The 20284-nt window shown below is 60.6% G+C and carries 19 protein-coding genes and 3 tRNA genes; 15 read left to right on the forward strand and 7 right to left on the reverse strand.

What is annotated here, in order from left to right; genetic code table 11:
- Window positions 1–51: 51 nt before the first annotated feature.
- The gene (locus HAV21_RS06880) at window positions 52–744 is read right to left on the reverse strand and encodes an FAD-binding protein (RefSeq protein ID WP_166841160.1); all 693 of its coding nucleotides are present in this window, start codon (window positions 742–744) and stop codon (window positions 52–54) included.
- 418 nt (window positions 745–1162) lie between these two features.
- Between HAV21_RS06880 and HAV21_RS06885 the strand changes: the two genes are divergently transcribed.
- Window positions 1163–2200, forward strand: coding sequence for a universal stress protein (locus HAV21_RS06885; RefSeq protein WP_166841161.1), 1038 nt, complete (start codon window positions 1163–1165; stop codon window positions 2198–2200).
- A gap of 19 nt (window positions 2201–2219) precedes the next feature.
- Complete coding sequence (locus tag HAV21_RS06890) at window positions 2220–4982, forward strand: PEP/pyruvate-binding domain-containing protein (protein ID WP_166841162.1); 2763 nt, start codon at window positions 2220–2222, stop codon at window positions 4980–4982.
- Window positions 4983–4994: 12 nt separating this feature from the next.
- Here the strand turns inward: HAV21_RS06890 and HAV21_RS06895 are convergent, their stop codons facing one another.
- Together HAV21_RS06895 and HAV21_RS06900 are read right to left on the reverse strand one after the other, a co-directional pair.
- The gene (locus HAV21_RS06895) at window positions 4995–5915 is read right to left on the reverse strand and encodes a cation diffusion facilitator family transporter (RefSeq protein ID WP_142936938.1); all 921 of its coding nucleotides are present in this window, start codon (window positions 5913–5915) and stop codon (window positions 4995–4997) included.
- Between the two features lie 10 nt (window positions 5916–5925).
- Window positions 5926–6420 carry a metallopeptidase family protein gene (locus HAV21_RS06900; RefSeq protein WP_166841163.1) on the reverse strand — a complete coding sequence of 165 codons (495 nt, stop codon included), beginning with the start codon at window positions 6418–6420 and terminating at the stop codon, window positions 5926–5928.
- 91 nt (window positions 6421–6511) lie between these two features.
- On the opposite strand from HAV21_RS06900, the gene HAV21_RS06905 reads away from it, so the two are divergent.
- Window positions 6512–7435 carry a carbohydrate kinase gene (locus HAV21_RS06905; RefSeq protein WP_142936936.1) on the forward strand — a complete coding sequence of 308 codons (924 nt, stop codon included), beginning with the start codon at window positions 6512–6514 and terminating at the stop codon, window positions 7433–7435.
- Here HAV21_RS06905 and HAV21_RS06910 read toward each other — a convergent pair.
- A complete protein-coding gene (locus HAV21_RS06910) occupies window positions 7432–8403 on the reverse strand; it encodes a DMT family transporter (RefSeq protein WP_166841164.1) in 972 nt (323 codons plus the stop codon). The two genes, HAV21_RS06905 and HAV21_RS06910, sit on opposite strands and share 4 nt — an antisense overlap.
- Before the next feature lie 316 nt (window positions 8404–8719).
- Here HAV21_RS06910 and HAV21_RS06915 point away from each other — a divergent pair.
- The 5 genes from HAV21_RS06915 to HAV21_RS06935 all read left to right on the forward strand — a co-directional run bounded on the left by HAV21_RS06915 (window position 8720) and on the right by HAV21_RS06935 (window position 10702).
- Window positions 8720–8792, forward strand: a tRNA-Glu gene (locus tag HAV21_RS06915).
- A gap of 84 nt (window positions 8793–8876) precedes the next feature.
- Window positions 8877–8950: transfer RNA gene (locus HAV21_RS06920), tRNA-Asp, on the forward strand.
- 46 nt (window positions 8951–8996) lie between these two features.
- Window positions 8997–9072: transfer RNA gene (locus tag HAV21_RS06925), tRNA-Phe, on the forward strand.
- Between the two features lie 428 nt (window positions 9073–9500).
- Window positions 9501–10199: an alpha/beta hydrolase gene (locus HAV21_RS06930; protein WP_166841165.1), complete on the forward strand. Its 699-nt coding sequence runs from the start codon at window positions 9501–9503 to the stop codon at window positions 10197–10199.
- A gap of 86 nt (window positions 10200–10285) precedes the next feature.
- The gene (locus HAV21_RS06935) at window positions 10286–10702 is read left to right on the forward strand and encodes a GNAT family N-acetyltransferase (RefSeq protein WP_166841166.1); all 417 of its coding nucleotides are present in this window, start codon (window positions 10286–10288) and stop codon (window positions 10700–10702) included.
- A 7-nt stretch (window positions 10703–10709) separates the two neighbouring features.
- Here the strand turns inward: HAV21_RS06935 and HAV21_RS06940 are convergent, their stop codons facing one another.
- Entirely contained in the window at window positions 10710–11309 is a 600-nt protein-coding gene (locus tag HAV21_RS06940) for a class I SAM-dependent methyltransferase (protein WP_347877615.1), read from the reverse strand.
- Window positions 11310–11681: 372 nt separating this feature from the next.
- On the opposite strand from HAV21_RS06940, the gene HAV21_RS06945 reads away from it, so the two are divergent.
- From HAV21_RS06945 to HAV21_RS06970, 6 genes are all read left to right on the forward strand, one after another.
- The gene (locus HAV21_RS06945) at window positions 11682–12683 is read left to right on the forward strand and encodes an SIS domain-containing protein (RefSeq protein WP_166841168.1); all 1002 of its coding nucleotides are present in this window, start codon (window positions 11682–11684) and stop codon (window positions 12681–12683) included.
- A gap of 84 nt (window positions 12684–12767) precedes the next feature.
- Entirely contained in the window at window positions 12768–13658 is an 891-nt protein-coding gene (locus HAV21_RS06950; protein WP_166841169.1) for a PfkB family carbohydrate kinase, read from the forward strand.
- Between the two features lie 67 nt (window positions 13659–13725).
- Window positions 13726–14835 carry a LacI family DNA-binding transcriptional regulator gene (locus HAV21_RS06955; RefSeq protein ID WP_166841170.1) on the forward strand — a complete coding sequence of 370 codons (1110 nt, stop codon included), beginning with the start codon at window positions 13726–13728 and terminating at the stop codon, window positions 14833–14835.
- Window positions 14836–15049: 214 nt separating this feature from the next.
- Window positions 15050–16372 carry an extracellular solute-binding protein gene (locus HAV21_RS06960; RefSeq protein ID WP_166841367.1) on the forward strand — a complete coding sequence of 441 codons (1323 nt, stop codon included), beginning with the start codon at window positions 15050–15052 and terminating at the stop codon, window positions 16370–16372.
- An 11-nt stretch (window positions 16373–16383) separates the two neighbouring features.
- The gene (locus HAV21_RS06965; protein WP_166841171.1) at window positions 16384–17355 is read left to right on the forward strand and encodes a sugar ABC transporter permease; all 972 of its coding nucleotides are present in this window, start codon (window positions 16384–16386) and stop codon (window positions 17353–17355) included.
- Complete coding sequence (locus tag HAV21_RS06970; RefSeq protein ID WP_142936929.1) at window positions 17349–18185, forward strand: carbohydrate ABC transporter permease; 837 nt, start codon at window positions 17349–17351, stop codon at window positions 18183–18185. Before HAV21_RS06965 ends, HAV21_RS06970 begins: the two co-directional genes overlap by 7 nt.
- Window positions 18186–18202: 17 nt before the next feature.
- Here the strand turns inward: HAV21_RS06970 and HAV21_RS06975 are convergent, their stop codons facing one another.
- The gene (locus HAV21_RS06975) at window positions 18203–18991 is read right to left on the reverse strand and encodes a hypothetical protein (protein WP_347877616.1); all 789 of its coding nucleotides are present in this window, start codon (window positions 18989–18991) and stop codon (window positions 18203–18205) included.
- Window positions 18992–19146: 155 nt separating this feature from the next.
- Window positions 19147–19620: a DUF6318 family protein gene (locus HAV21_RS06980; protein ID WP_243753156.1), complete on the reverse strand. Its 474-nt coding sequence runs from the start codon at window positions 19618–19620 to the stop codon at window positions 19147–19149.
- A 468-nt stretch (window positions 19621–20088) separates the two neighbouring features.
- Here HAV21_RS06980 and HAV21_RS06985 point away from each other — a divergent pair, with 468 nt between their 5' ends.
- Window positions 20089–20232, forward strand: coding sequence for a hypothetical protein (locus tag HAV21_RS06985; RefSeq protein ID WP_166840946.1), 144 nt, complete (start codon window positions 20089–20091; stop codon window positions 20230–20232).
- The last annotated feature ends 52 nt before the right edge of the window (window positions 20233–20284 follow it).

Consider the following 20284-nt stretch of genomic DNA (forward strand, 5'->3'; position numbering starts at 1 on the left):
GCGGACTTGGCTGGCTTGCGGGGGTGGTAGCGCGTTTGCTTGCGGGACTTCCTAGGCGATGGCGACGCCGGGACCCGCCGGCAGGGCAACCTTGGAGGAGATGGCCTGACCCACTGCTTTGGCTTGCCGCAGCACTTCCTTGGGGGACGGAGTGATGAGGTCTCCGACGCCCACCAGGTGCATTCCCACGGCCCGCATGGCCGCGGCAAGATTCTGTCCGACTGCAATGCCAAGTTCGGCCAGCATGCGCCGTAGCTGGCTTTGGGCGCAGCGTGTCACTACTACGTGGTCTGCCAGAAGAACGCCTTGGGCTGTGTGGATTGCCCACTGGCGAGGATGGGATTCGTGGGGGCCGGATGCGTGGAGCCCGGTCCTCAGGCCTGTGGTTGTCATGCTGGCGGCCACACCGTATCCGATATGCCGTGAGGGATCTGAGCCCAGGAAATCCAAGCGGACAGCGCGAGTGGTGTTACGAACGTCCAGTTGATGACTGGCAGCGTAGTTCCTCAGGTGGCGAAGGATTTCGTTGCGTTCCTGCATTGCTGTCGGATCTGCGGCGTCGGTGCGTTGGAGCATGCCTGTATGGACGGACGGTCCAGTAGTGGATAACGCGCCGAACCCGTCTACCACGATCGAACCCACGCCGTAGCGGCTGAGTTCGCTGGCAACTGCCAAGCCGGACAGGCCGGCTCCGATGATCACGGTGGTGGTGCGTTCCGTGCCGGAATCAGGCGTGAGTGACACTGCTTGGTTCCTCCTTGACGTGTGTGCCTTTCGGCATCGCGTGGGATCGCGTCCGAGTTCCCCAAGCGGCCGCAAGTAAATGACCGGGGCGTGTGGTGTGAGACACGTTTTCCGGCCATTCGGTGACTCGAACACTACCGAACTTTTTCGGCCATGGATAGCCTCTCCGCCTGCGCGTTTTGTCTCTTCGCCGCGAGCACCCCAGGGACCGCCGGGAACCGAGCCCTGACCGTTATGCACATAGCCCAATGTCGTCTTGATTCGCCACTGCTGACCGAGAATAGTGAGCATTGGGAGGAGGAATTTCCGGGTTTCTCCTGCCCCGGCCGTTGGCAACAAAACAGTCTGGAAGTTCTAGGCCGGGATCCTCTGGCAGAATAGCCGGAACATCAAGCAGTAGGTGGAGAGGCAGGCCCCCATGGACCAGCACGGAAGACACAGTGAAGAGTCACCGGACGGCCAGGACCAGGTTGTGGAACCTGGTGGCATCGTCGTCGGGGTGGATGGTTCAGAGCACGGTCAGTGCGCCTTGGTTTGGGCCGCACGGGAGGCGGAGCGCCGCCAGCTTCCGCTGCATATTGTCACGGCGTACTCCGTGCCAATTTTCGCGGCCTCCGGCTTGGACGGTGGCTACGCAACAGTTGACGATTCCGTCATCCGCGAAGGCGCTGATGCGATCGTTCGTCAAGCCTTGGACAAAGTCTCCGGATATGCCATTGACGTCGATGCTTCCGTGGAAAACGGTGATGCCGCTGGTGTCTTGTTGGACCTTTCCGAGGAGGCCGCGCTGCTGGTGTTCGGCAGCCGGGGTCGCGGTGGGTTCGTCGGGCGCCTCCTGGGTTCGGTGAGTAGTGCCCTGCCCGCGCACGCCAAATGCCCCACGGTGACGGTCCCGCTCTATTGCGCTGATCGCCTCGGTGAGAACACCGAGGACAAACACATCAAGGCCGAGCACGCCAAAACGGGCCCGCGCACTGTGGAAAACGTGGTTGCAGTAGGCGTTGACGGCTCCGAGCAAGCACGCGTTGCTGTGCTCGAAGCTGCCGAGCAAGCGCAGCGTATGGGAGCCACACTGCGCGTCATCTGCGCTGTTCCGCAGTACAGCGGTTCCCTGGCGTGGGTTCCGGCTCCGTTGGACCGCGATGCCCTATTCGCCGATATCAGGGTCCAGCTTGACGCCGGTGTTGCCTGGCTCAGAAGCCACTTCCCTTCGTTGGCTATTGAGACGGACCTCCGGGATGGCTCGCCCGTTGATGTTCTTGTGGAAACCAGCCGCAGCGTCGAGCTGGTTGTTTTGGGAACCCGTGGCCGAGGCGGATTCGCGGGAATGCTGCTGGGGTCAACATCAGACGGAGTCCTGCACCACGCCAAGGGGCCAGTGCTGGTTGTTCCGGACAGGGAAGATCCCCGGCTGGCGGACCGTCACAAGTTTGGACCCATGCTCGGCGCTGCCTGAGTCGGCGCCTGGCACATCCATGGACAGTATGGAGCCCGAAGATCCGGATCAGGATCGCGGCGCCAGCCTCGGCGCCTCGGGTTCGGTGTTCGTCCGGAACATCTCAAAAATCCGTGGAGACATGGTTCCGGAGGTCGGTGGCAAGGCAGCCAATCTTGGCGAGTTAGCTAATGCAGGGCTGCCCGTGCCACCCGGTTTTTGCCTCACAACTGCTGCGTACCAGCGGGCGCTCTCGGGAGCTGCTCTGGAGCCTGTCCTTGCGGCTTTGTCGGAGGCTGATGCGGCGGGGTTGGACCGGCTGAGTGAGATCGCCACCCGTGCCCGGTCTTTGGTTCTCGACTCCGGGGTGCCGGCCGGGATCGCCGAATCGGTGAGATTGGCGTACGGGGAATTGGGCGATAACGTCGCAGTGGCTGTCAGGTCTTCGGCCACCGCCGAGGACCTGCCGTTCGCGAGCTTCGCCGGACAACAGGACACTTTCCTGAACGTAGTCGGCGTGAACGCGGTCCTGGACGCCGTAAGCCGCTGCTGGGCCTCGCTCTGGACAGATCGTGCCGTGGCCTACCGGACCACCAACGGGATTGACCACGCCACGGTGGCCTTGGCCGTGGTGGTGCAGGAGATGGTGGATTCCACTACGGCTGGCGTCATGTTTACCGCCAACCCCGTGACGGGGAATCGCAATGAAACCGTCATTGATGCCAGCCCCGGCTTGGGGGAATCGGTAGTCTCCGGTGCCGTCAACCCGGATCACTATGTGGTGGACACCCTGCAGGGCGGCATTGTAAGCAGGACCTTGGGGGACAGACAGCTGGAGATCCGCGCCGTTCCAGGCGGCGGTACGGAGCGACTCGAGCGGCGCCGTTCTGCCGATTCAGACGTGGAGCCTTGCCTGAGTGATCGTCAGGTGCTTGCCCTTGTCGAGCTGGGCCGTGAGGTTCAGGAGCACTATCGCGCCCCGCAGGATACCGAGTGGGCCATCGATCCCGCGGGAAAGATGTGGCTCACCCAGGCCAGGCCCATCACCACCCTGTACCCGCAAACTACGCGAAAGCCTCCTGCGCCGGGCGAGCACGCGTTCCTGAACTTCAGCCTGGCACAAGGCCTCACCAGGCCAATGACGCCCATGGGGTTGGCCGGTATCCGCCTCATCGCCTCATGTGTAGCCAGGACTGCTGCCTTCGATGTACCTGATCCCAGGTCCGGCCCTCCTCCGTATTATGAGGCCGGTCAGCGCATCTTCTTCGACCTCACGCCGGTGCTGCGGAGCCGGGTCGGGAGGGTCATCGTTCCGCGGGTCTTCGATGTCATGGAGGCCCGCTCTGCCGCACTCATGCGGGGTCTCTTCGAGGATCCACGCTTCACGGTGACCATCAAGACACCCCTGAAGCTGATTCGCCATGTGGGGCCGGTTGCGGCCAAATACCGCGTTCCCGAGTCAGTGATCCGGGGACTGTTCCGGCCGGCTGCGGCGATGGAGAGGGTGGAGGAACTCACCGCGGAACTGCATAAGACGTTGGTTGTGCCGGGGAAAGCAACGTCCCATCAGCGGCTTGCCCACGTGCAGAGAATCCTGGGAGAGGAAGTCTTCGCAACAGTGCCGCAGGTGCTGCCCCTTCCTGCGCTCGGCTTCGCGATGCTGGCGCTGGTGCGGCGCCTTCTTGGCGAGCAGGCGCCCTACAGCGAGCTGCAAACAGTGCTCCGCGGCTTACCCAACAACGTCACCACGGAAATGGACCTGGCGTTATGGCAGCTCGCCTCGGAGATCCGGGAGGATCCCGACGCCGTTGCCTCCATGGTCGGCCAAACGGCAGCAGAGCTGGTGGAACAGTACCGGGCGGCCAAGCTTCCCCCAATTGCACAATCCGGTGTGGCAAGGTTCCTGGGCATGTACGGGCACAGAGCCGTTGCCGAGATCGACCTCGGAATGCCCCGTTGGTCCGATGACCCGACCCACATCCTGGGCGTGGTGGCCAACTATCTGAGGCTCGCGGAGGGTGCGGAGGCCCCGGATCAACAGTTCAGCCGGGCAGCCCGTGAAGCCGATGAGCAAGTGGCCCGTTTCGTGGCCCGTGCCAGGGCGAAGAGTCCGCTGCACAAAGCGGTAGTCAAGATTGCTTTGGACCGAACCCGGCGCTTCGCCGGGTTGCGGGAGTTACCCAAGTACAACCTCGTCCTGGGGTTGGGGGCGGCGAGGGAGCAGCTGCTTCTGATCGGGAACGAGCTTGCGGCAGCACAACGGATTGACAGAGCCGAGGATGTCTTCTTCTTGGACCTCGACGACGTCGAGGCCGCCCTGGCAGGGGATGACCGCCGCGACGTGGTTGCCGAACGCCGTGCGGCTTACCAGCAGGAACTCCGCCGCAGGCACATTCCCAGAGTGCTGTTGTCTGATGGGACCGAACCCGAGGCTACGGCAGTCGGGAGCGGTGGCAAGCAGCGCCGGGGCATCGTGCAGCCAGGAACCCTGTCCGGCAGTCCGGCGTCGGCAGGTCTGGTGTCTGCACCTGCGCGGGTCATCATGGACCCGGTGGGTGCGCACCTGGAACCCGGGGAAATCCTGGTGGCACCGTCAACGGACCCTGGCTGGACGCCCCTGTTCCTCACCGCAGGAGGGCTGGTGATGGAGATGGGCGGACCCAATTCCCACGGAGCGGTGGTGGCCCGCGAGTACGGCATACCTGCGGTGGTGGGCGTCCCCGATGCAACCTCGCGCATCAGCACGGGACAGCACATCACCGTGGACGGAGCCGCGGGGACCGTTAGTACGGAAACCCCGTAGCGCTGAGGAGACTCAGGCGTGCTGGTGTGATTCGTGCTCGGAGTGGCTCACGGGCTCCAACTGGAAAGTGCAGTGCTCCGTGTCGAAGTGCCGGCCAAGGCACGAGCCCAGCTGGTCCAGGATGTTGTCCGCCCCCGTCGCGTTGAGGACCGCATCCTCCACCACCACGTGGGCTGAGAACACCGGAACGCCGGATGTGATGGTCCAGATGTGGATGTCATGGGCATCAACCACGCCGTCCACGGCAACTATGTGTTCCCTGATCATGTTCACATCAACGCCCTTGGGTGTGGCTTCCAAAAGCACATCCACCACGTCACGGAGCAGATGCCAGGCACGCGGAATGATCATCAGGGCAATCAGTACCGATGCCAACGGGTCAGCAGCACTGAATCCTGTGGTCATGATCACCACGGCCGCAACGATGACGGCGATGGAGCCAAGAAGGTCGCCCAGGACTTCAAGATAGGCGCCGCGGACATTGAGGCTTTCCTTCTGCGCCCCTTGGAGGATCAGCAAGGAAACGAGGTTGGCCACAGCACCCAAAATGGCAGCCCACAGCATGACGTCCGTTTGGATTTCCGTGGGTTCGCCGAAGCGGCGAATGGCCTCGATCATGATCACCACAGCGATCACAATCAGGATCAGGGCATTGGCCAGCGCGGCCAGAACCTCAGCTCGTTGGTAGCCGTATGTTCGCTGGTCGCTCGCTGGGCGCGTGGCAATCCACGCCGCCATCAGGGCGATGAACACCCCAGCGGCGTCAGAAAGCATGTGTCCGGCATCAGCCAGCAGCGCCAAGGATCCGGACACGACGGCGCCAACCACCTGGATGCCCACCACCCCTAAGGTGATGGCCAGGACGGCGATAAGCCGCTTCCGGTGCTTGCCGGTTGCTGTGACTCCGTGGGAGTGGTTGTGGTCGTGCCCCATGCCTACAAGGCTAGCCCCAGCCGAGTTCATGCAAGCGGTCGTCGTCTATCCCAAAATGGTGAGCTATCTCATGCACCACGGTGATGGCCACCTCATCAATAACTTCTTCGCGGGTGCTGCAGATGTTCAGGATGGGTTTGCGGAAGATCGTGATCCGGTCAGGGAGGGAACCTGCTTCCCACCAGGAATCCCGTTCGGTCAACGGAACGCCCTCGTAGAGCCCCAGCAACACGGTGCCAGGATCTTCTCCGGGCTGTGGTGTGTAGTCGTCCTCGATGAAGATGGCCACATTGTCCATGGCGCTGGCCGCTTTGGGCGGGATCAGCTGCAGGGCGTCACTGACGGCTTCTTCAAAATCTTCGGCCGACATTTCGTAAGGCCCTGGAACATCATCAACACGCCTGTTTTCGACAGGACTGTGCACTGCGTTCCGTTCCCGGAGCGGTGAGGAGGGGCGCTCGCCGTCGGGAATGATGGGCAGGCCGGGAGGAAGATTCGCGGGCATGATTCGACTTTAGTCCGCGAACGCAGCAATGGCTCCGTGTGTGATGGGAGATACTGAACTCAATCCTCTTTTCGACAGACACAGGAACCGCATGACCGGCACCGCTTCCCTTGCACCTGAGCCCCTCGACGTCGTCGTAGTGGGTGAGGCCCTGATCGACATCGTCCAGTCGACGAACGGGCAGAAGGAGTACCCCGGCGGTTCGCCGGCGAATGTCTCCTATGGCCTTGGCTTGTTGGACGTGAAAACGGGCCTGCTCACAGCGATCGGTCGTGACGAGCGGGGTGACGCCATCGCTGCGCACCTGCAAAAAGCAGGTGTTGTGTTGTTGCCCGGTTCCATGTCCGCGGGCAAGACAGCGACGGCGACAGCCAGGATAACCGCCGATGGTTCAGCAGATTACACCTTCGACATTGACTGGGCGCTGGCTCCACTCGCTTTGCCCTATGCGCCAAGAATCCTGCATACCGGTTCCATCGCCACGTTCCTGGAGCCCGGTGCAAGCGTTGTCCGGAGCCTGTTGGAACAGGCCCAGGGCGGGTGCATGGTCACGTACGACCCCAATATCCGTCCCGACCTTCTGGGAAGCCACCACGAGGCACTCTCACTGTTCGAGGAAATAGTGCCCCTGACGGACGTAGTTAAACTCAGCGGCTCCGACGCCCGGTGGCTCTACCCTGGCAAAGCGCTCGAGGACACTGCGAGCCACCTGCTGGCCCTTGGCACAGGGCTTGCTGTGGTGACCCAAGGAGTCAAGGGCTCGCTCATGGCCACCAAACACATTCAACTCAACGTTCCGGCCGTTCCGGCTACCGTGGCGGACACCATCGGCGCCGGAGACTCCTATACGGCAGCGCTCATCATGGGGCTGCTGCTGCGGGGCAGCGACGGCCTGGCGCCCACGGTGCTGGAACGGATCGGCACCATCGCCTCCATGGCTGCTTCCATTGCTGTGGGCCGGCCGGGTGCAAACCCGCCCACGCACCGCGAACTACTGATGGGCATGGCCCGCTAACTGCGGGGCTGGCGGGGCTGGCGGGGCTGGCGGGTCTGGCGTCGCGTCAACCCGACGCCGATCAGGCAGATGACGCCGCCTATCAATCCCCAAATGGTGGGGACCTCCTGGAGTACCGCCCACGAAATCAGGATGGTGGTGCCCGGGACAAGGTAGGTGGTGGCGGCCAGCTTTCCAGCCGAGATCAGGGAAAGCGCATAAGCCCACGTGGTGAAGGCGATGGCTGTGGGGAAGATACCCAAATACACCAGCCCCAGGGTGGCGGGAAGCGGCGCTACCTGGACTTCTGCGATCAGCTGACCCGTCCATGGAAGGCAGCAGATGGCACCTACCATGATGCCGAACCACGTCGCTTGCCCTGCGGTGAACTTCCGCAGAACGGGTTTCTGCAGGATCGCGCTCACCGAGGCGAGCACAGCGGCAAGCAAGCACAAAAGCACACCGGCCACGTCCGCCGTCGAACGCTGTCCGGAACCCAAGGCAATCATGGCGACGCCGCAGAAGGCCACGCCGCTGCCGATCAGCAACCACCGCGGGAAGCCTTCCTTGAGGAAGATGCCGGCAAGAATCGCGATGAGGATGGGGGAGACGTTAATCAGCATGGCACTGGTGCCGGCGTCCAGCATGTGCTCTGCGGCGTTCAGCGCCACGTTGTAGCCGCCGAACCACATCACCCCGTACGCCACGATCGGCAACCACTCGCGGCCGCTCGGCCAGACCTTCAGCGTGGGCAGCACCACGATTCCAAGCACGACGGCGGCAACCGCCAAGCGTCCGAGCGTCAAGGAACCGGGGGAGAAGCTTGGGCCCACTGCGCGGATGCCCACAAAGGCCGAAGCCCACAGGACCACCGTAATGATGACGGCCGCGATGCCGAGTTTGCTGATGGGTGCTCCCGGCGCGGGGGTGGTGCGCTGGGGCAGGCCCGGGGAAGGCTGGCCGGGTTCGGCCGGGGTGGTGGTTGTCATAGGGCAAATCTATCCGGCACGCGGCGGAGGTGGCTGGCGGTTTTCAGACACGTCAGGGCAAGATCCTGCCAATGTCGCCAGCCCGTACCCTTGCCGTACTGGCGAGGGGTGAGCTCTCGACTCTATGGGTGCTTGGTTGAGGTGAGACGTCGCCCCTCGGTGAGCCTTCAGTTTGTGGCCCGGAACACTGCGCAGACCTCGATTTGGGAATATCGCCATCTATGCTCTAAAGTTTTAGAGTCCAGTTCGGACGAGCGAGACACGGAAAGAACGCGTAAAGCGTCCCTTTTCTTTGCGAAATCCGAATTGAGTTCAGGCCCCCATCGTCTAGCGGCCTAGGACACCGCCCTTTCACGGCGGCGGCACGGGTTCGAATCCCGTTGGGGGTACGCAAGGAAGTGGTAAACCGGATGAAAAAAGTCTGGTAAGCTAGAAGCCTTGAAAAAAACGCGGTAGAGATACTGTAAACGCAAGGCCCTGTAGCGCAGTTGGTTAGCGCGCCGCCCTGTCACGGCGGAGGTCGCGGGTTCAAGTCCCGTCAGGGTCGCTCTGAGCGCCGAAGAAATTCGGTTCTCAAGGTGACATGTCACCTAGGCTCTGTAGCTCAGTTGGTAGAGCGTTCGACTGAAAATCGAAAGGTCACCGGATCGACGCCGGTCGGAGCCACCACTGGGAAGCATCAGTTCTTCGGAACTGGTGCTTTTCTTCTTTAACATGCGATGACCTTGTCGGCTTTGGTCGGATCATGGGTGCTGCCGCCTAGATTGAGCACTCGGTCACCACGAGGCTATCGCCGGCCCGGCAAGCCGCCATCGCTCTATGGAGCCGAGGGCGCACCCGGTTCGCTGCCGTCAATCCCTGATTGACGAAGATCTGCTTTACCTCAACGCCAAGGGTAAGGAGAGCGTTTCGAGCAAGCGCGCGGAATGTGACAGCGGTATTGCCAGACACGGTGATTGGCCGGCTTGCGGGCGGGACTATTGCTCGCCAATGGCGGAAACGCTGACTGGGCTCCAGCTAGGCCTGTAGCTTCTGGTCGTGATTGCTCAAGTCTTAGGAGAAGGCCTTCCGCTAGTCGTGATCCTGATCATCGGATCATGCTGCCGTTGGAGGACGCCGTTGAAGAATCCGCGTGGCAGCGCATCTATATCGACCTGCCGTGGGCCGAAGGAAATGCTGACAGCAACGCCTCTAGCGCAGACCATGTCGCACAGGGTGCTCTGGATGACATTCATGATTGTCTTGGCGGTCGGCCCTTAGCGGTGATAGGTAATTCCTTTGGAGGCATGATTGCCCGGTACGTCGCTCACGAGCGTCGAGATCAGGTCCTTGGGCTGGCTACTCTTGCTGGCGTGTACGAGCCGACCCATCAGGCGCGCATCCTGCCCCGTCGGCAGGTTGTCCGAGAGGACGCCTCCGTTCTGGCTTTGGCTGGCCGGGCGAGGGATGACTACGAAGAGATGGCCGTCGTTCAGAGCGAGGCCACGCTTACCGCATTCACCCGGTATGTACTTCCTGGACTCCGTGGCGCGAACCAAACCATTCTTGAACGGGTGGCAGAGCAGTATGCGCTCTCGGTCGAACCGGAGATCGCGCATCCCGCTCCGTTCGAAGCGCCTTCGCTTCATCTTTTCGGGCGTCAGGATCACGTGATGGGCTACGAAGACGGGTGGAAACTCCGCGACCACTATGTCCGAGGAACCTACGCGGTACTGGATTCGGCTGGCCATAATGCCCATCTTGAACGCCCGGAACTCACCGCCGCCCTAGTCAAGGACTGGCTCGTACGGACTTAGGGCTACCTGGCAACGGATCCTTGATCTGGACGGACGTTGGCATCATTGTCTCGAGCCTCCTTGTTTCGTTCCTCTAGAGTGTTGTCATGACTGAACGCTATGTCTTCTCCGCCGAGGCCGACAGAGTGGATCGCACCCGTGTACACCTGTGGCTTAGTGAGCAGTCCTATTGGGCGCAAGGTCGGGTTCGTCAGAAACAGGATGCAGCCATCGACGCCTCCCGGAACTACGGCGTTTACGACATCGGGACTGGAGAGCAGGTGGCTTACGCTCGCGTCGTAACTGACGGTGTTACGTTTGCTTGGCTTTGCGATGTGTTCGTTGCGACGGAGGTCCGAGGTCAGGGCATTGGGAAGATGCTCGCAGCCGGTGTCATGGCGGACCTGGAACCTCTAGAGCTGAAACGCGTTCTGCTCTCAACTGCCGATGCCCACGGCCTCTACGCCCAACACGGCTTCACCGAGCTGACGGAGCCATCAAGAATGATGGCTCGTGTCCGTTGACTTATCCTTACCGGACGGCGGCAGTTATGGCTGCGTGAGCCCGCCTTCCCGGGTCCTGGCGTGTCTCCACCTCGAGCACCTCAAAACCCGCTTCGCTCAGCAGGCCCCCCAGGTGCTTTGGGGACCAGTAGTACGCCGTTGTAACAGCGTGCGGGAAAGAATCGCCCGGAGAACCATCGAAGAATCCAACGAGTAGTTCCCCGCCTTGGGTAAGGACGCGAGAGATCTCCCTGAGCACCGAGGACAACTCGCCCGGTGGCACATGGATGAGGGAGTACCAGGCCAGCACGCCATGCAGTGATCCAGCTGGTACGTCTAGATTGCGGAACGATGCAACGCGAAAAGGCACTTCAGGAAAGCGTACGCGGGCGCTCTCAATGAATTCCGGAACAAGGTCGATTCCTTGCACAGACGCCCCTCGTTGATACAGGAAGTCGGTCCAATGACCAGGGCCACACCCGGCATCAATCAGTTGGCCGTCGAGACTGGCGGCCCAACGTCCGATGCGTTCCTGATCCTTTTCGTGCATGTCCTCAACAGAACCAAGAATGCGCGTGTACTCGGCGGCACGGGCCCCGTACGCGGCTCGGATCGATTCGCTCCCCACACTCACGAGCATATCCGGGGAGGGAACAACACTGCGTTTTCACACGACTTACCCAACGTGTTTTCGGAACGAAAATGACCCCGGACTCCATAGTGCGCTTTGCTGTAGTTCGCAGTGGTTCCGTTGACGCTGGAAATTTTGTACCAAGGCGTGTCATAGAAGTACAGGTAATTTATTGCGCAGCCAGTCGCCGCGTTTGCAGGTGCTGCGCGGAGCAGTCCGCCAAGCCCGAGCGCGCAACCGGGCTGCCAAGAGATGCCGAAGCCAAGCTATTGACGCTTCAGAATTCCCATGACAGCATGATGACCACATATTGATACCGGTATCAACATGTTCCAACACTCCAAAAGTTGTCGTTCGAAAGGACCATCCGTGCTTGGCTTCAAAGAAGAGGAATTCCTCACACAGACCCGTAGTGCTTTGGCGCTGCAGGGGCAGATCGAATCGGTAGTCGACTCCATCCAGGAACGGCGGCTGACCAACATGTTCCTCATTGGTGCCGGCGGAACCTACGCCGCGATGCTGCCGTACGAGCACTTCATCCGGTCCCGCTCCACGTTGCCTGTCCGTGCATCCATCGGCAAAGAGCTGATGTTGGCCGAGGATCCCACGTTCGGCCCCGGCTCCGTAGCTGTCTTCGCTTCCGTCTCCGGCACCACCGAAGACGTGATCGAGGCCATCGAATTTGCCAAGGCCAAGGGCGCCTACACCATAGGCTTCACCGGATTCGGGGACAGCCCGTTTGCTAAAGCCCTCGACGTTGCCTTGGTGACCGAACCTAAAACCTGGCCCTTTGATATCCCCATGATTCTCTTGAGCACCCGCCTCCTTGCTGCTCGCGGCGAATTTGAGGGGTACGAAGAACTGGCGGCCGAGCTGCAAACCGTCCCCGAGAGCCTGGTGGGCGTCGCCCGGCAAGCAGAATCAGTGGCAGAAGCCTTTGCGGAGAAGAACAAAGACGCTGACTATCACTTCCTGGTGGGCACCGGAAACCTGTGGGGCCTCACCTACCTCTACTCCATGTGCATCCTGGAAGAAATGCAGTGGCTCCGGACCACCCGCGTGCACGGTGCTGAGTTCTTCCACGGCTCCTTGGAACTCATCGAAGAAGACACCAGCCTCATGCTGCTGGTGGGTGAGGACGAGACGCGTCCACTGATGGACCGCGTTGCCAAATTCGCCGAAAACTACAACAAGAACACCACCTTGCTGGACAGCAAGGACTACGATCTGCCGGGCGTCAGCCCCCGTTTCCGTGCGCTCCTGTCCCCGTTGGTTCTGGATACCGTCCTGGATAGGTTCAGCAAGCACCTCGAACGCGTCCGAAACCACTCCCTGGATCTGCGCCGCTACTACCGATTGGTGGAGTACTGACCGTTCGCCGCACCCCGAAAGGGGAGGATCGCCACGCTGCGGGCCCGGCTCTGTCCGGGCCCGCAGATTCGAGACAGGAAGAGCATGAAAGTAATCGGATTCGGGGACAACATTGTGGACCGTTTTCTCGACCGCAAAGTGATGTACCCCGGGGGAAACTGCGTTAACGTCGCGGTATTTGCCCATCGGTTGGGCATCGAGTCCGCCTATCTGGGCGTTTTCGGCTCCGATCCCTTGGGTGCTTTTGTCCGGAACGCCATCGATTCGGAGGGTGTTGATACCAGCAAGTGCATCATCCGTGACGGCCTCAATGGCATCACTGAAATCAAGGTAGTGGACGGGGACCGTATCTTCCTGGGGTGGAATGAAGGGGGCGTCACCACAAGTGATCCCTTCATGCTTGACGTTGAACACCTCAGGTACTTGGCCTCCGCCGATCTGGTGCATTCGAGCGTCTATTCCGCGTCGGAGACCCAGTTACCGGCGGTCCGCAGCACTGGTGCCTTAGTCAGTTTCGACTACTCGTCGGAGCCGGAACGTCGATCAGACTCCTATCTGGAACTAACGGCGCCCTACGTGGACCTGGCCCTTTTGTCGTGCGGAAACATGACTGTTGCCGCCGTCGAGCATGACCTCAGGCGAGTACATGCAGCGGGCGTTCCGCTCGCGGTGGGGACGCGCGGGCAGTCAGGGGCAATGATGTACGACGGCGAACGCTTCCTCACGCAGGCAGCGGCACCTACTGATCCACGCCGGTTTGCGGACACGATGGGTTGCGGTGATGCTTTTCTGGCCGGACTCGTGGTCAATTTGCTTGGCTCCGGTTGGAGTCGAACGTATCGGCCGCCGGCCGACGCTTTACAGAGAGCGTTGGCCCGAGGAGCTGAGCATGCCGCGGCGCAGTGTTATGTGGAGGGCGCGTTCGGTTACGGCCGGGCCGTCGAGGCAGCAACTAGTCGTAGAGGGAGCAACTAGGATCTGATGCAGGGACAAATCAACGGACGGAACTGCGGGCGCGGATTCCACAACTGAAGGGGGCCGGATGGCGACGGATCATCAGAACCACCCGGCTGCCCCCACCATTACCGAAGTAGCAGCAGCTGCCGGAGTGGGACGGGCAACGGTGGCCCGAACCCTCGGAAACTATGGATCGGTCAGTGAAGCTACCCGCGCCAAGGTGATGCGGGCGGCCGAAAAGCTGGGTTATCAGCCGAACACTCTGGCGCGCAGTATGACCACGGGAGTCACCAAAACCCTTGGGATTGTCCTGGCGGATGTGGCCAACCCGTTCTTCTCAGGCGTGCTCAAGGGCATCTCGGAAACAGCCAAAATGGCTGGCTACGACGCCATCATCCTGAGCACTGACGAGAAGCTTGAGCTGGAGCGCGATGCCATCGCAGTCCTGCTGGCAAAGCAAGTGGACGGCCTGGTGGTGGCGTCTGCTGCAGGTCGAAGCGATGACGTTTCACATCTATCCAATGCCATTCATCGCGGGACTCCTGTAGTCCTCATAGACCGTTTGGTGGACAAGCTGGAGACGGATTCGGTGGTGATCGACAACCGGGAGGCTGCACGGTCTGCCGTTGCATCGCTTATACAGAATGGTCACCGGCGGATAGCGTTCGCATGGGGGCCCGTCACCCTCAGTCCGGCGACGGACCTGAAGCAGATGCATAGCATCCTGGATGAAGCGCTGTGGAGTGATGGTGAGCGGCTGAGGGGTTATCTCGATGCCTTGGAAGAGGCAGGAATTCCTTTCGACACCGCGCTCATCACCCACGTTCTCAAGAATGAGGGCCAGGCGACGCGGGCTGTTAGCGGAATGTTGGCCCTCGCGGATCCGCCCACTGCCATTTTCACTACCGAAACCGAGGCGACGGTGGGGGCTCTTCATTCTTTGCGTGCCAAAAACCTGCGTGTACTGAAGGATGTCTCCCTCATCGGCTTTGATGACAGCCCTTGGGCGGCCGTCATGGACCCTCCGTTGACTATGATCCAGCAGCCCATGCGCCAGATGGGCATTGTCGCCTCCCAGCAGCTCATCGCAAGGATCGACGGCGACACTTCTGAACCGAAGAAGCACGTTCTGCCCTCGCAGCTCGTGGCCCGTTCATCAGACGGCCCTGTGCGCGCTGCTCGCGGCGACTCGTAAATCCACACCCTTAATTTCCGCTAGGTCTCTTCCGCGCTGAGCCAAATCATGATTCACTGTGGTACCGGTATCACACGTTCCAACCCCCCATGTTCCAACTCAGGACTTACCCCTTCAGCCCGTCAGCGGTGAAGTGCACCCCCAACGGCGGGCGTGACTTCCCACTCCCGTAGGGGACCCGGCTGAATCGGCCCTTCTACCGAAAGAAGAAATGATGCGTAAAAGCACCCAATCACTGATGGCGTTGCTGGCCGCCGCCGCTTTGGCGCTTACTGGTTGTTCCGACGGCGGAAGCCAGCCGGCCGCTGCCCTGGACCCAAGCGCTGAACCCCAGTACACGGGAACGCTCAGCATCCTCACGAAGTTCGGCGGTGACCCGCTTGAGCCGTACTTTGAGGATTTAGCCGCGGAGTACAAGAAGCTACACCCGGAAGTGTCCTTTGAGCTCATCCAGGAGACGGACCAGAGCATCAAGGACAAGACCAAGACGTTGACTGCCTCCCAGGCCATGCCCGACATCTATTTCACGTGGGCTGGCAGTTGGGCCAACAACTTCATTGATGGGGGACTCGCAGCAGATCTGACCCCGATCATTGCCCCGGGGACGGAGTGGGGCAATGACTTTGGCGAGTCCGCGCTCAAGGCGTTCGCCAAGGACGGCAAGTACTTCGCAGTTCCGCTCTACAACAATGGCAAGTTCATGGGTTACAACCAGCGCATCTTCAAAGAGCTGGGCCTGACACCGCCGTCCACATTCGATGAACTGATCTCTTCCTGCTCCGTGCTGAAGGGAGCAGGCTACGAGCCGATCTCGTTCGGGAACAAGGACGGTTGGCCGGGGCTCCACTACCTGCAGCAACTGTTCGCCTACGAAGTGCCGGCCGATACGCTGCAAGCCGACTTCAGTCCGGCAACGGCCAAGCTGGAGGACCGGGGCTACCTCAAGGCAATGGACCAGTTCACCCGCTTGGTCAACGAGTGCACCGGCAGCGGCAAGGACTCCAACGGAGTCCTTTACACCACGGCGCAGCAGGCCTTGGCTGAGGGTAAATCAGGTATGTATTACCAGGAGATCCTTGAATTCGACTCCACTGCTTCTGCCGACTCAAAACTCAAGCAGGACGGGTTGGGCATCTTCAAGCTCCCCGCCGCAGCGGATGCCAAGGGCGATACACAAGCGATCGAAGGTTCCCCTGAGGGCTACATCATCAATGCCCGTTCCAAGAACGCCGCACTTGCAGCTGATTTCATGAAGTTCGTTACCAACAGCCAGAACGCTGCCAAGCTCTCTGCCCCGCCGTACGGCCAGCCCAGTGCGGTCAAAGGCGCGGTTTCCACGGAGAACTCTTCCGGACCCGTCATCGAGGGTATCAAGCAGGTGAACGAAGCTTCCGCAGCCATCACATGGCTGGACTCGGTTACTGTTCCTGCTGTTGCTGACGCCTGGTTGGCTGGTGGGGAGGCCTTGGTGGCTGGAACGCAAACCCCGGATCAGGTTCTTGCCTCTGTTCGGGCTGCTTCCAGTGCAGCAAAGTAGCCGGCAACGTCATGACTGTTTCCGATACTGCCTGGAAGCCCGCGGCTTCGCCGCCGGCGCCCGTTTCCGCTAAGTCGCCTCGAAACCGCACCAACAAGTCAGACCGGTCGCGTCGCTGGCGCAACTTCGTTTGGGTGTTGCCAGCGGTCCTGCTTCTAGGCGTCTTTGCTTACCTGCCACTGGTACAGAACCTGGGCTTCAGTTTCCTCAAGTGGGATATCTACAGTGGCCGCCAGACCTTTGTTGGCGCTGACAACTACGTCCGCATGCTTAACGACCCCATCTTCTGGAAGTCACTCCTTAACAACACCCTTTACGCCATCATCTCCATTGCTTTCCAAGTGTTCGGGGCGATCATCCTTGCAGCGATGATCGAGGGACTACGAAGCCAGCGGTGGCGGGGAATCCTTCGAGCCGTCTATTTCGTACCCTCTGCTATCTCACTGACGGTGGCAGGCCTCTTGTTCTACTTCATCTACGAACCAGAGATGGGCATCCTTAACGCGGCGTTGGATGTCCTTGGCCTGGGGAACTTCACTCAGGCATGGCTGGGACAGGAGAACACGGCCATCTTTGCCATCATCGCCATGAGCCAATGGCAAGGCTTCGGGTATTGCACGCTTCTGTTCTCCGTGGCACTGCAGCGGATCCCTTCCGAACTGTATGAAGCGGCGTCCATCGACGGCGTCGGTCCCCTCCAGCGGTTCTTCTCAATTTCCCTGCCACTCGTCAGGGAAATGACCGGGCTGATGATGATCGTCACCGTATCCGGGGCCTTTCAAGTGTTCAACGAAGTCATGGTGATGACCAGTGGAGGCCCCAACAATTCAAGCCAGGTCCTTGGCACGTGGCTCTACAGAAGCGGATTCGTCCGCAATGACTTTGGCTACGCGGCCGCCGTCGCCACTGCTGTCTTCATCATCACGTTGGTCCTGGCCGTCATACAGCTTCGTATCTCCAAGAAAAGGAGGGTCCAATGGTGACGCGCTCAGCTGTGCTGCTGGTGCTCGGTAGGGTCCTCGTCAAAGCGTTCCTCATTGCACTCGCCGTCGTGGTTGTTTATCCGTTGGTCTGGATGCTGCTCAACGGCGTGAAGTCCAACTCCGAACTGTTCTCCAATCCCTTCGCCCTGCCGGTCGCGTGGAAATGGGACAACTACGTCACCGCATGGAACCGAGGGGTGGGCGACTATCTCACTACAAGCGTCTTGGTCACTGTTGCTTCCACCATTGCCACGGTATTTATCAGCGCTTGGGCTGCCTATGGACTGACCCGGGTAAATATCCCGTTCAACAGGGTGGTGCTGATTCTCATCCTTGGCGGCCTGATGCTCGCTCCCACAGTGGCACTGATCCCGCTGGTCAAGATGTTCCAGAGCTTGGGACTGTACAACAATCTCTGGGCGCTTCTGATTCTGTACACAGCCTTCCGTGTTCCCTTCACGACGTTCCTCATCCGGGCCTACATGATGGATCTGCCCGCAGAGGTGGATGAAGCCGCCTCAGTGGATGGGGCCTCAAAGGCACGCGCGTTTTGGCAAGTCATCTTGCCCATGTGCAAGCCGATCTTGGTTTCGACGGTTCTCCTGAACATCCTGTTTACCTGGAACGAATACCTATTCGCCATGGTGTTCACCAGCGGGGGAGCGCTACAAACCCTTCCCGTGGGGCTCACCAATCTGATGTCCAAGCACGGCACGGACTACCCCGTGGTTTTCGCAGGTATGGCCATTGCGGCAATTCCGGTGATCGTGCTGTTCTTCGCGGGGCAGAGGTATTTCATCCGTGGTCTCGCGGATGGAGTGGGCAAGTAGACGTGTGCGTACTGGGCTTAGCGAGATTCCGTGCCGGGGCAGCCCCAGGAGTTGGGGTTTTCCTGGCAGGTGTCGGCGACGAGTGCTCTTTCTGTTTTCCAGACGTGGATGGTTTTGGTGGGTGTGGTGATGTCCAGGGTGTCGTTGATGGGTAGTGGTGGGCCGTTGTTGACGGAGTAGGTTCCGGTGAAGCTGGTGGTGACTGCTGCTTGGTAGTTGCCGGTTTCTGTGTAGATGTGGCTGGTGCGGGTCTGGTTGTTGAGCCATTCGGTTTCGGGGATGGAGTAGCCGGCGGCTGGTGTGGGGCCGAGGGTGGTGCCGTCGCCGAAGGTGTAGGTGTAGTTGGTGGGTGTGGCGGTGAGGTGGACTGTTTGGCCGAGGATGGTGAGGTCGAAGGTTTGGTCGTTGGTGGTGGTGTAGAAGTTGGTGGGGCCGCCTTTGAGGGTGTGGGGGAAGGGTTGGGCTTGGAGGTTTCCGGGGTTGACGGGTAGTTGGCGGAAGTCGGTGAGGATCCGCGCGGCGATTTTGGGCAGGACGTTTTCGGGTTCGGGGTCATAGAGGCACGTCGGGCCGCTGACCGGGATCCAGTCCGTCCAGCCCGGATTGGTGATTGCTTTGGGGGCCTCCTTCCAGATGACCGGTGTGCCCTCCTCGCCTCCGGGCGCGGTGGCCGGGCATTCGAGGGCATCGCAGCCAGGGTCCTTCGTATCGGGACCGTCGGCCCGGCAATGGGTATCGGCCATGTACTGATTGGGGTCGTCGGTTGCCACTGAACCCTGGGATTTGGGCTCAGACTTTCCAGTCACGGGGTTGAACGTGAATGTGGCCCCAACTTGTATCTGCCGTTCATGCCGGTCGGCGCTCACACGCGTGTCGTCAGCATTGGCGGCGTTAGGCGAGGACACGATCTGCAGCAGAACGAGAAACAGGATGCCGACACGAGAAATGAAAATCCGCACGGCTAACCTACGATCGATCCATAGTCGACGACCTTCCAAGCGCCATCTACGTACTTAGCGAAGACGGCGTCGGCCGTATTTGTTGCGGCTGAATCCTCTGGGCCTTTGGTGCCATCAGCGTCGAAGTATTGGATTGCATCCTGAATCACTTGCACCTTGGCTGAATAAGTACCACTCTCAGGGCTGTTCCAAGAGACATCAATTACGGGGGTCGTGAGCTTACCGCCAACTATCCATCTGCCGTCAACGTAATTGCGATCTACGGATTCCTCATGGGCAATGGCAACTGGTATCTGCGTGTTGGTAGCCAGCTTCCAGGCGGCCAAATCGCCCGTCTCAATGGCGTACGAGTAACTCGCGTACCAGTACCCAATGAACGCCTCCAGTCCGGCCTTCGAGTTCTCCTTCGCCAGGTCGGGCATGACGGGAACGGGCACGTTCTGTGCTTTCCCCTTGGCATCGGCGGGTTTGTACAAGGCAGGCGCCGTCTCTGTGGTCGCGCTCCCTGGCAGAGCAATCGGTGACGAAGCGCTCGAGGTGGGTGTCGCCGTCGTCGTGCCTGTTGGGGAGGCTGGGCTGCCGGGCGTGATACTGCCTTGGCAACCGCATAGAAGCACTGCGAAGGCGAGAGCCGCTACTGCCTGCCGGACGCGGACAGAAGGAAAGGACATAAACGTTTGGCGTGGCATGGTGCGGCTCCCCAGCAGCTGTTTCGGTGATCTGTGCGTCAGTCTAGGTGGGTCAAACATTGGCAACCCAGCCGGAAATTCTCGCTTGTGGATAACTTGCCTATGGTCGCCGCAAAGGTCACCGGCGCATTCTTGCGTCGCTGGCATGGCAGGCGGGCGCAGCGGAAGTGTCCTCGAATGCAGACTTAGGCGTGAATCCCAGCGTGAACCCGAGTGCATCCACGGGAGCAGGAATTGTCGCAAATGGAGGGCAAAATGCCCGGAGAACTGAAGCCAGTCTCCGAGAAACGTCGTGTTTTCACGCAGTCCGCCGGCTCGGACTTCAGCAAATACGGTGACGGGCAGTTTGAGGAACTTATGAAGCCCATCCAGGACTGGACCGATAAGAACTGCACGTAGCGGGAGCCGGGCGCGTTCCCTTCCCTCCGACGCTTCTCCCAAAGCGTCGGAG

Source organism: Paenarthrobacter sp. MSM-2-10-13 (assembly GCF_011605365.1).
In the GTDB taxonomy this organism is placed as follows: Bacteria; Actinomycetota; Actinomycetes; order Actinomycetales; family Micrococcaceae; genus Arthrobacter.

What these genes read in the sequence shown, in the direction of transcription:
- HAV21_RS06885 (WP_166841161.1), top strand. Translation starts at nt 1,163, where the DNA reads ATGGACCAGCACGGAAGACACAGTGAAGAGTCACCGGACGGCCAGGAC.
- HAV21_RS06890 (WP_166841162.1), top strand. Translation starts at nt 2,220, where the DNA reads ATGGACAGTATGGAGCCCGAAGATCCGGATCAGGATCGCGGCGCCAGC.
- HAV21_RS06895 (WP_142936938.1), bottom strand. Translation starts at nt 5,915, where the DNA reads ATGGGGCACGACCACAACCACTCCCACGGAGTCACAGCAACCGGCAAG.
- HAV21_RS06900 (WP_166841163.1), bottom strand. Translation starts at nt 6,420, where the DNA reads ATGCCCGCGAATCTTCCTCCCGGCCTGCCCATCATTCCCGACGGCGAG.
- HAV21_RS06905 (WP_142936936.1), top strand. Translation starts at nt 6,512, where the DNA reads ATGACCGGCACCGCTTCCCTTGCACCTGAGCCCCTCGACGTCGTCGTA.
- HAV21_RS06910 (WP_166841164.1), bottom strand. Translation starts at nt 8,403, where the DNA reads ATGACAACCACCACCCCGGCCGAACCCGGCCAGCCTTCCCCGGGCCTG.
- HAV21_RS06930 (WP_166841165.1), top strand. Translation starts at nt 9,501, where the DNA reads ATGCTGCCGTTGGAGGACGCCGTTGAAGAATCCGCGTGGCAGCGCATC.
- HAV21_RS06935 (WP_166841166.1), top strand. Translation starts at nt 10,286, where the DNA reads ATGACTGAACGCTATGTCTTCTCCGCCGAGGCCGACAGAGTGGATCGC.
- HAV21_RS06950 (WP_166841169.1), top strand. Translation starts at nt 12,768, where the DNA reads ATGAAAGTAATCGGATTCGGGGACAACATTGTGGACCGTTTTCTCGAC.
- HAV21_RS06955 (WP_166841170.1), top strand. Translation starts at nt 13,726, where the DNA reads ATGGCGACGGATCATCAGAACCACCCGGCTGCCCCCACCATTACCGAA.
- HAV21_RS06960 (WP_166841367.1), top strand. Translation starts at nt 15,050, where the DNA reads ATGCGTAAAAGCACCCAATCACTGATGGCGTTGCTGGCCGCCGCCGCT.
- HAV21_RS06965 (WP_166841171.1), top strand. Translation starts at nt 16,384, where the DNA reads ATGACTGTTTCCGATACTGCCTGGAAGCCCGCGGCTTCGCCGCCGGCG.
- HAV21_RS06970 (WP_142936929.1), top strand. Translation starts at nt 17,349, where the DNA reads ATGGTGACGCGCTCAGCTGTGCTGCTGGTGCTCGGTAGGGTCCTCGTC.
- HAV21_RS06985 (WP_166840946.1), top strand. Translation starts at nt 20,089, where the DNA reads ATGCCCGGAGAACTGAAGCCAGTCTCCGAGAAACGTCGTGTTTTCACG.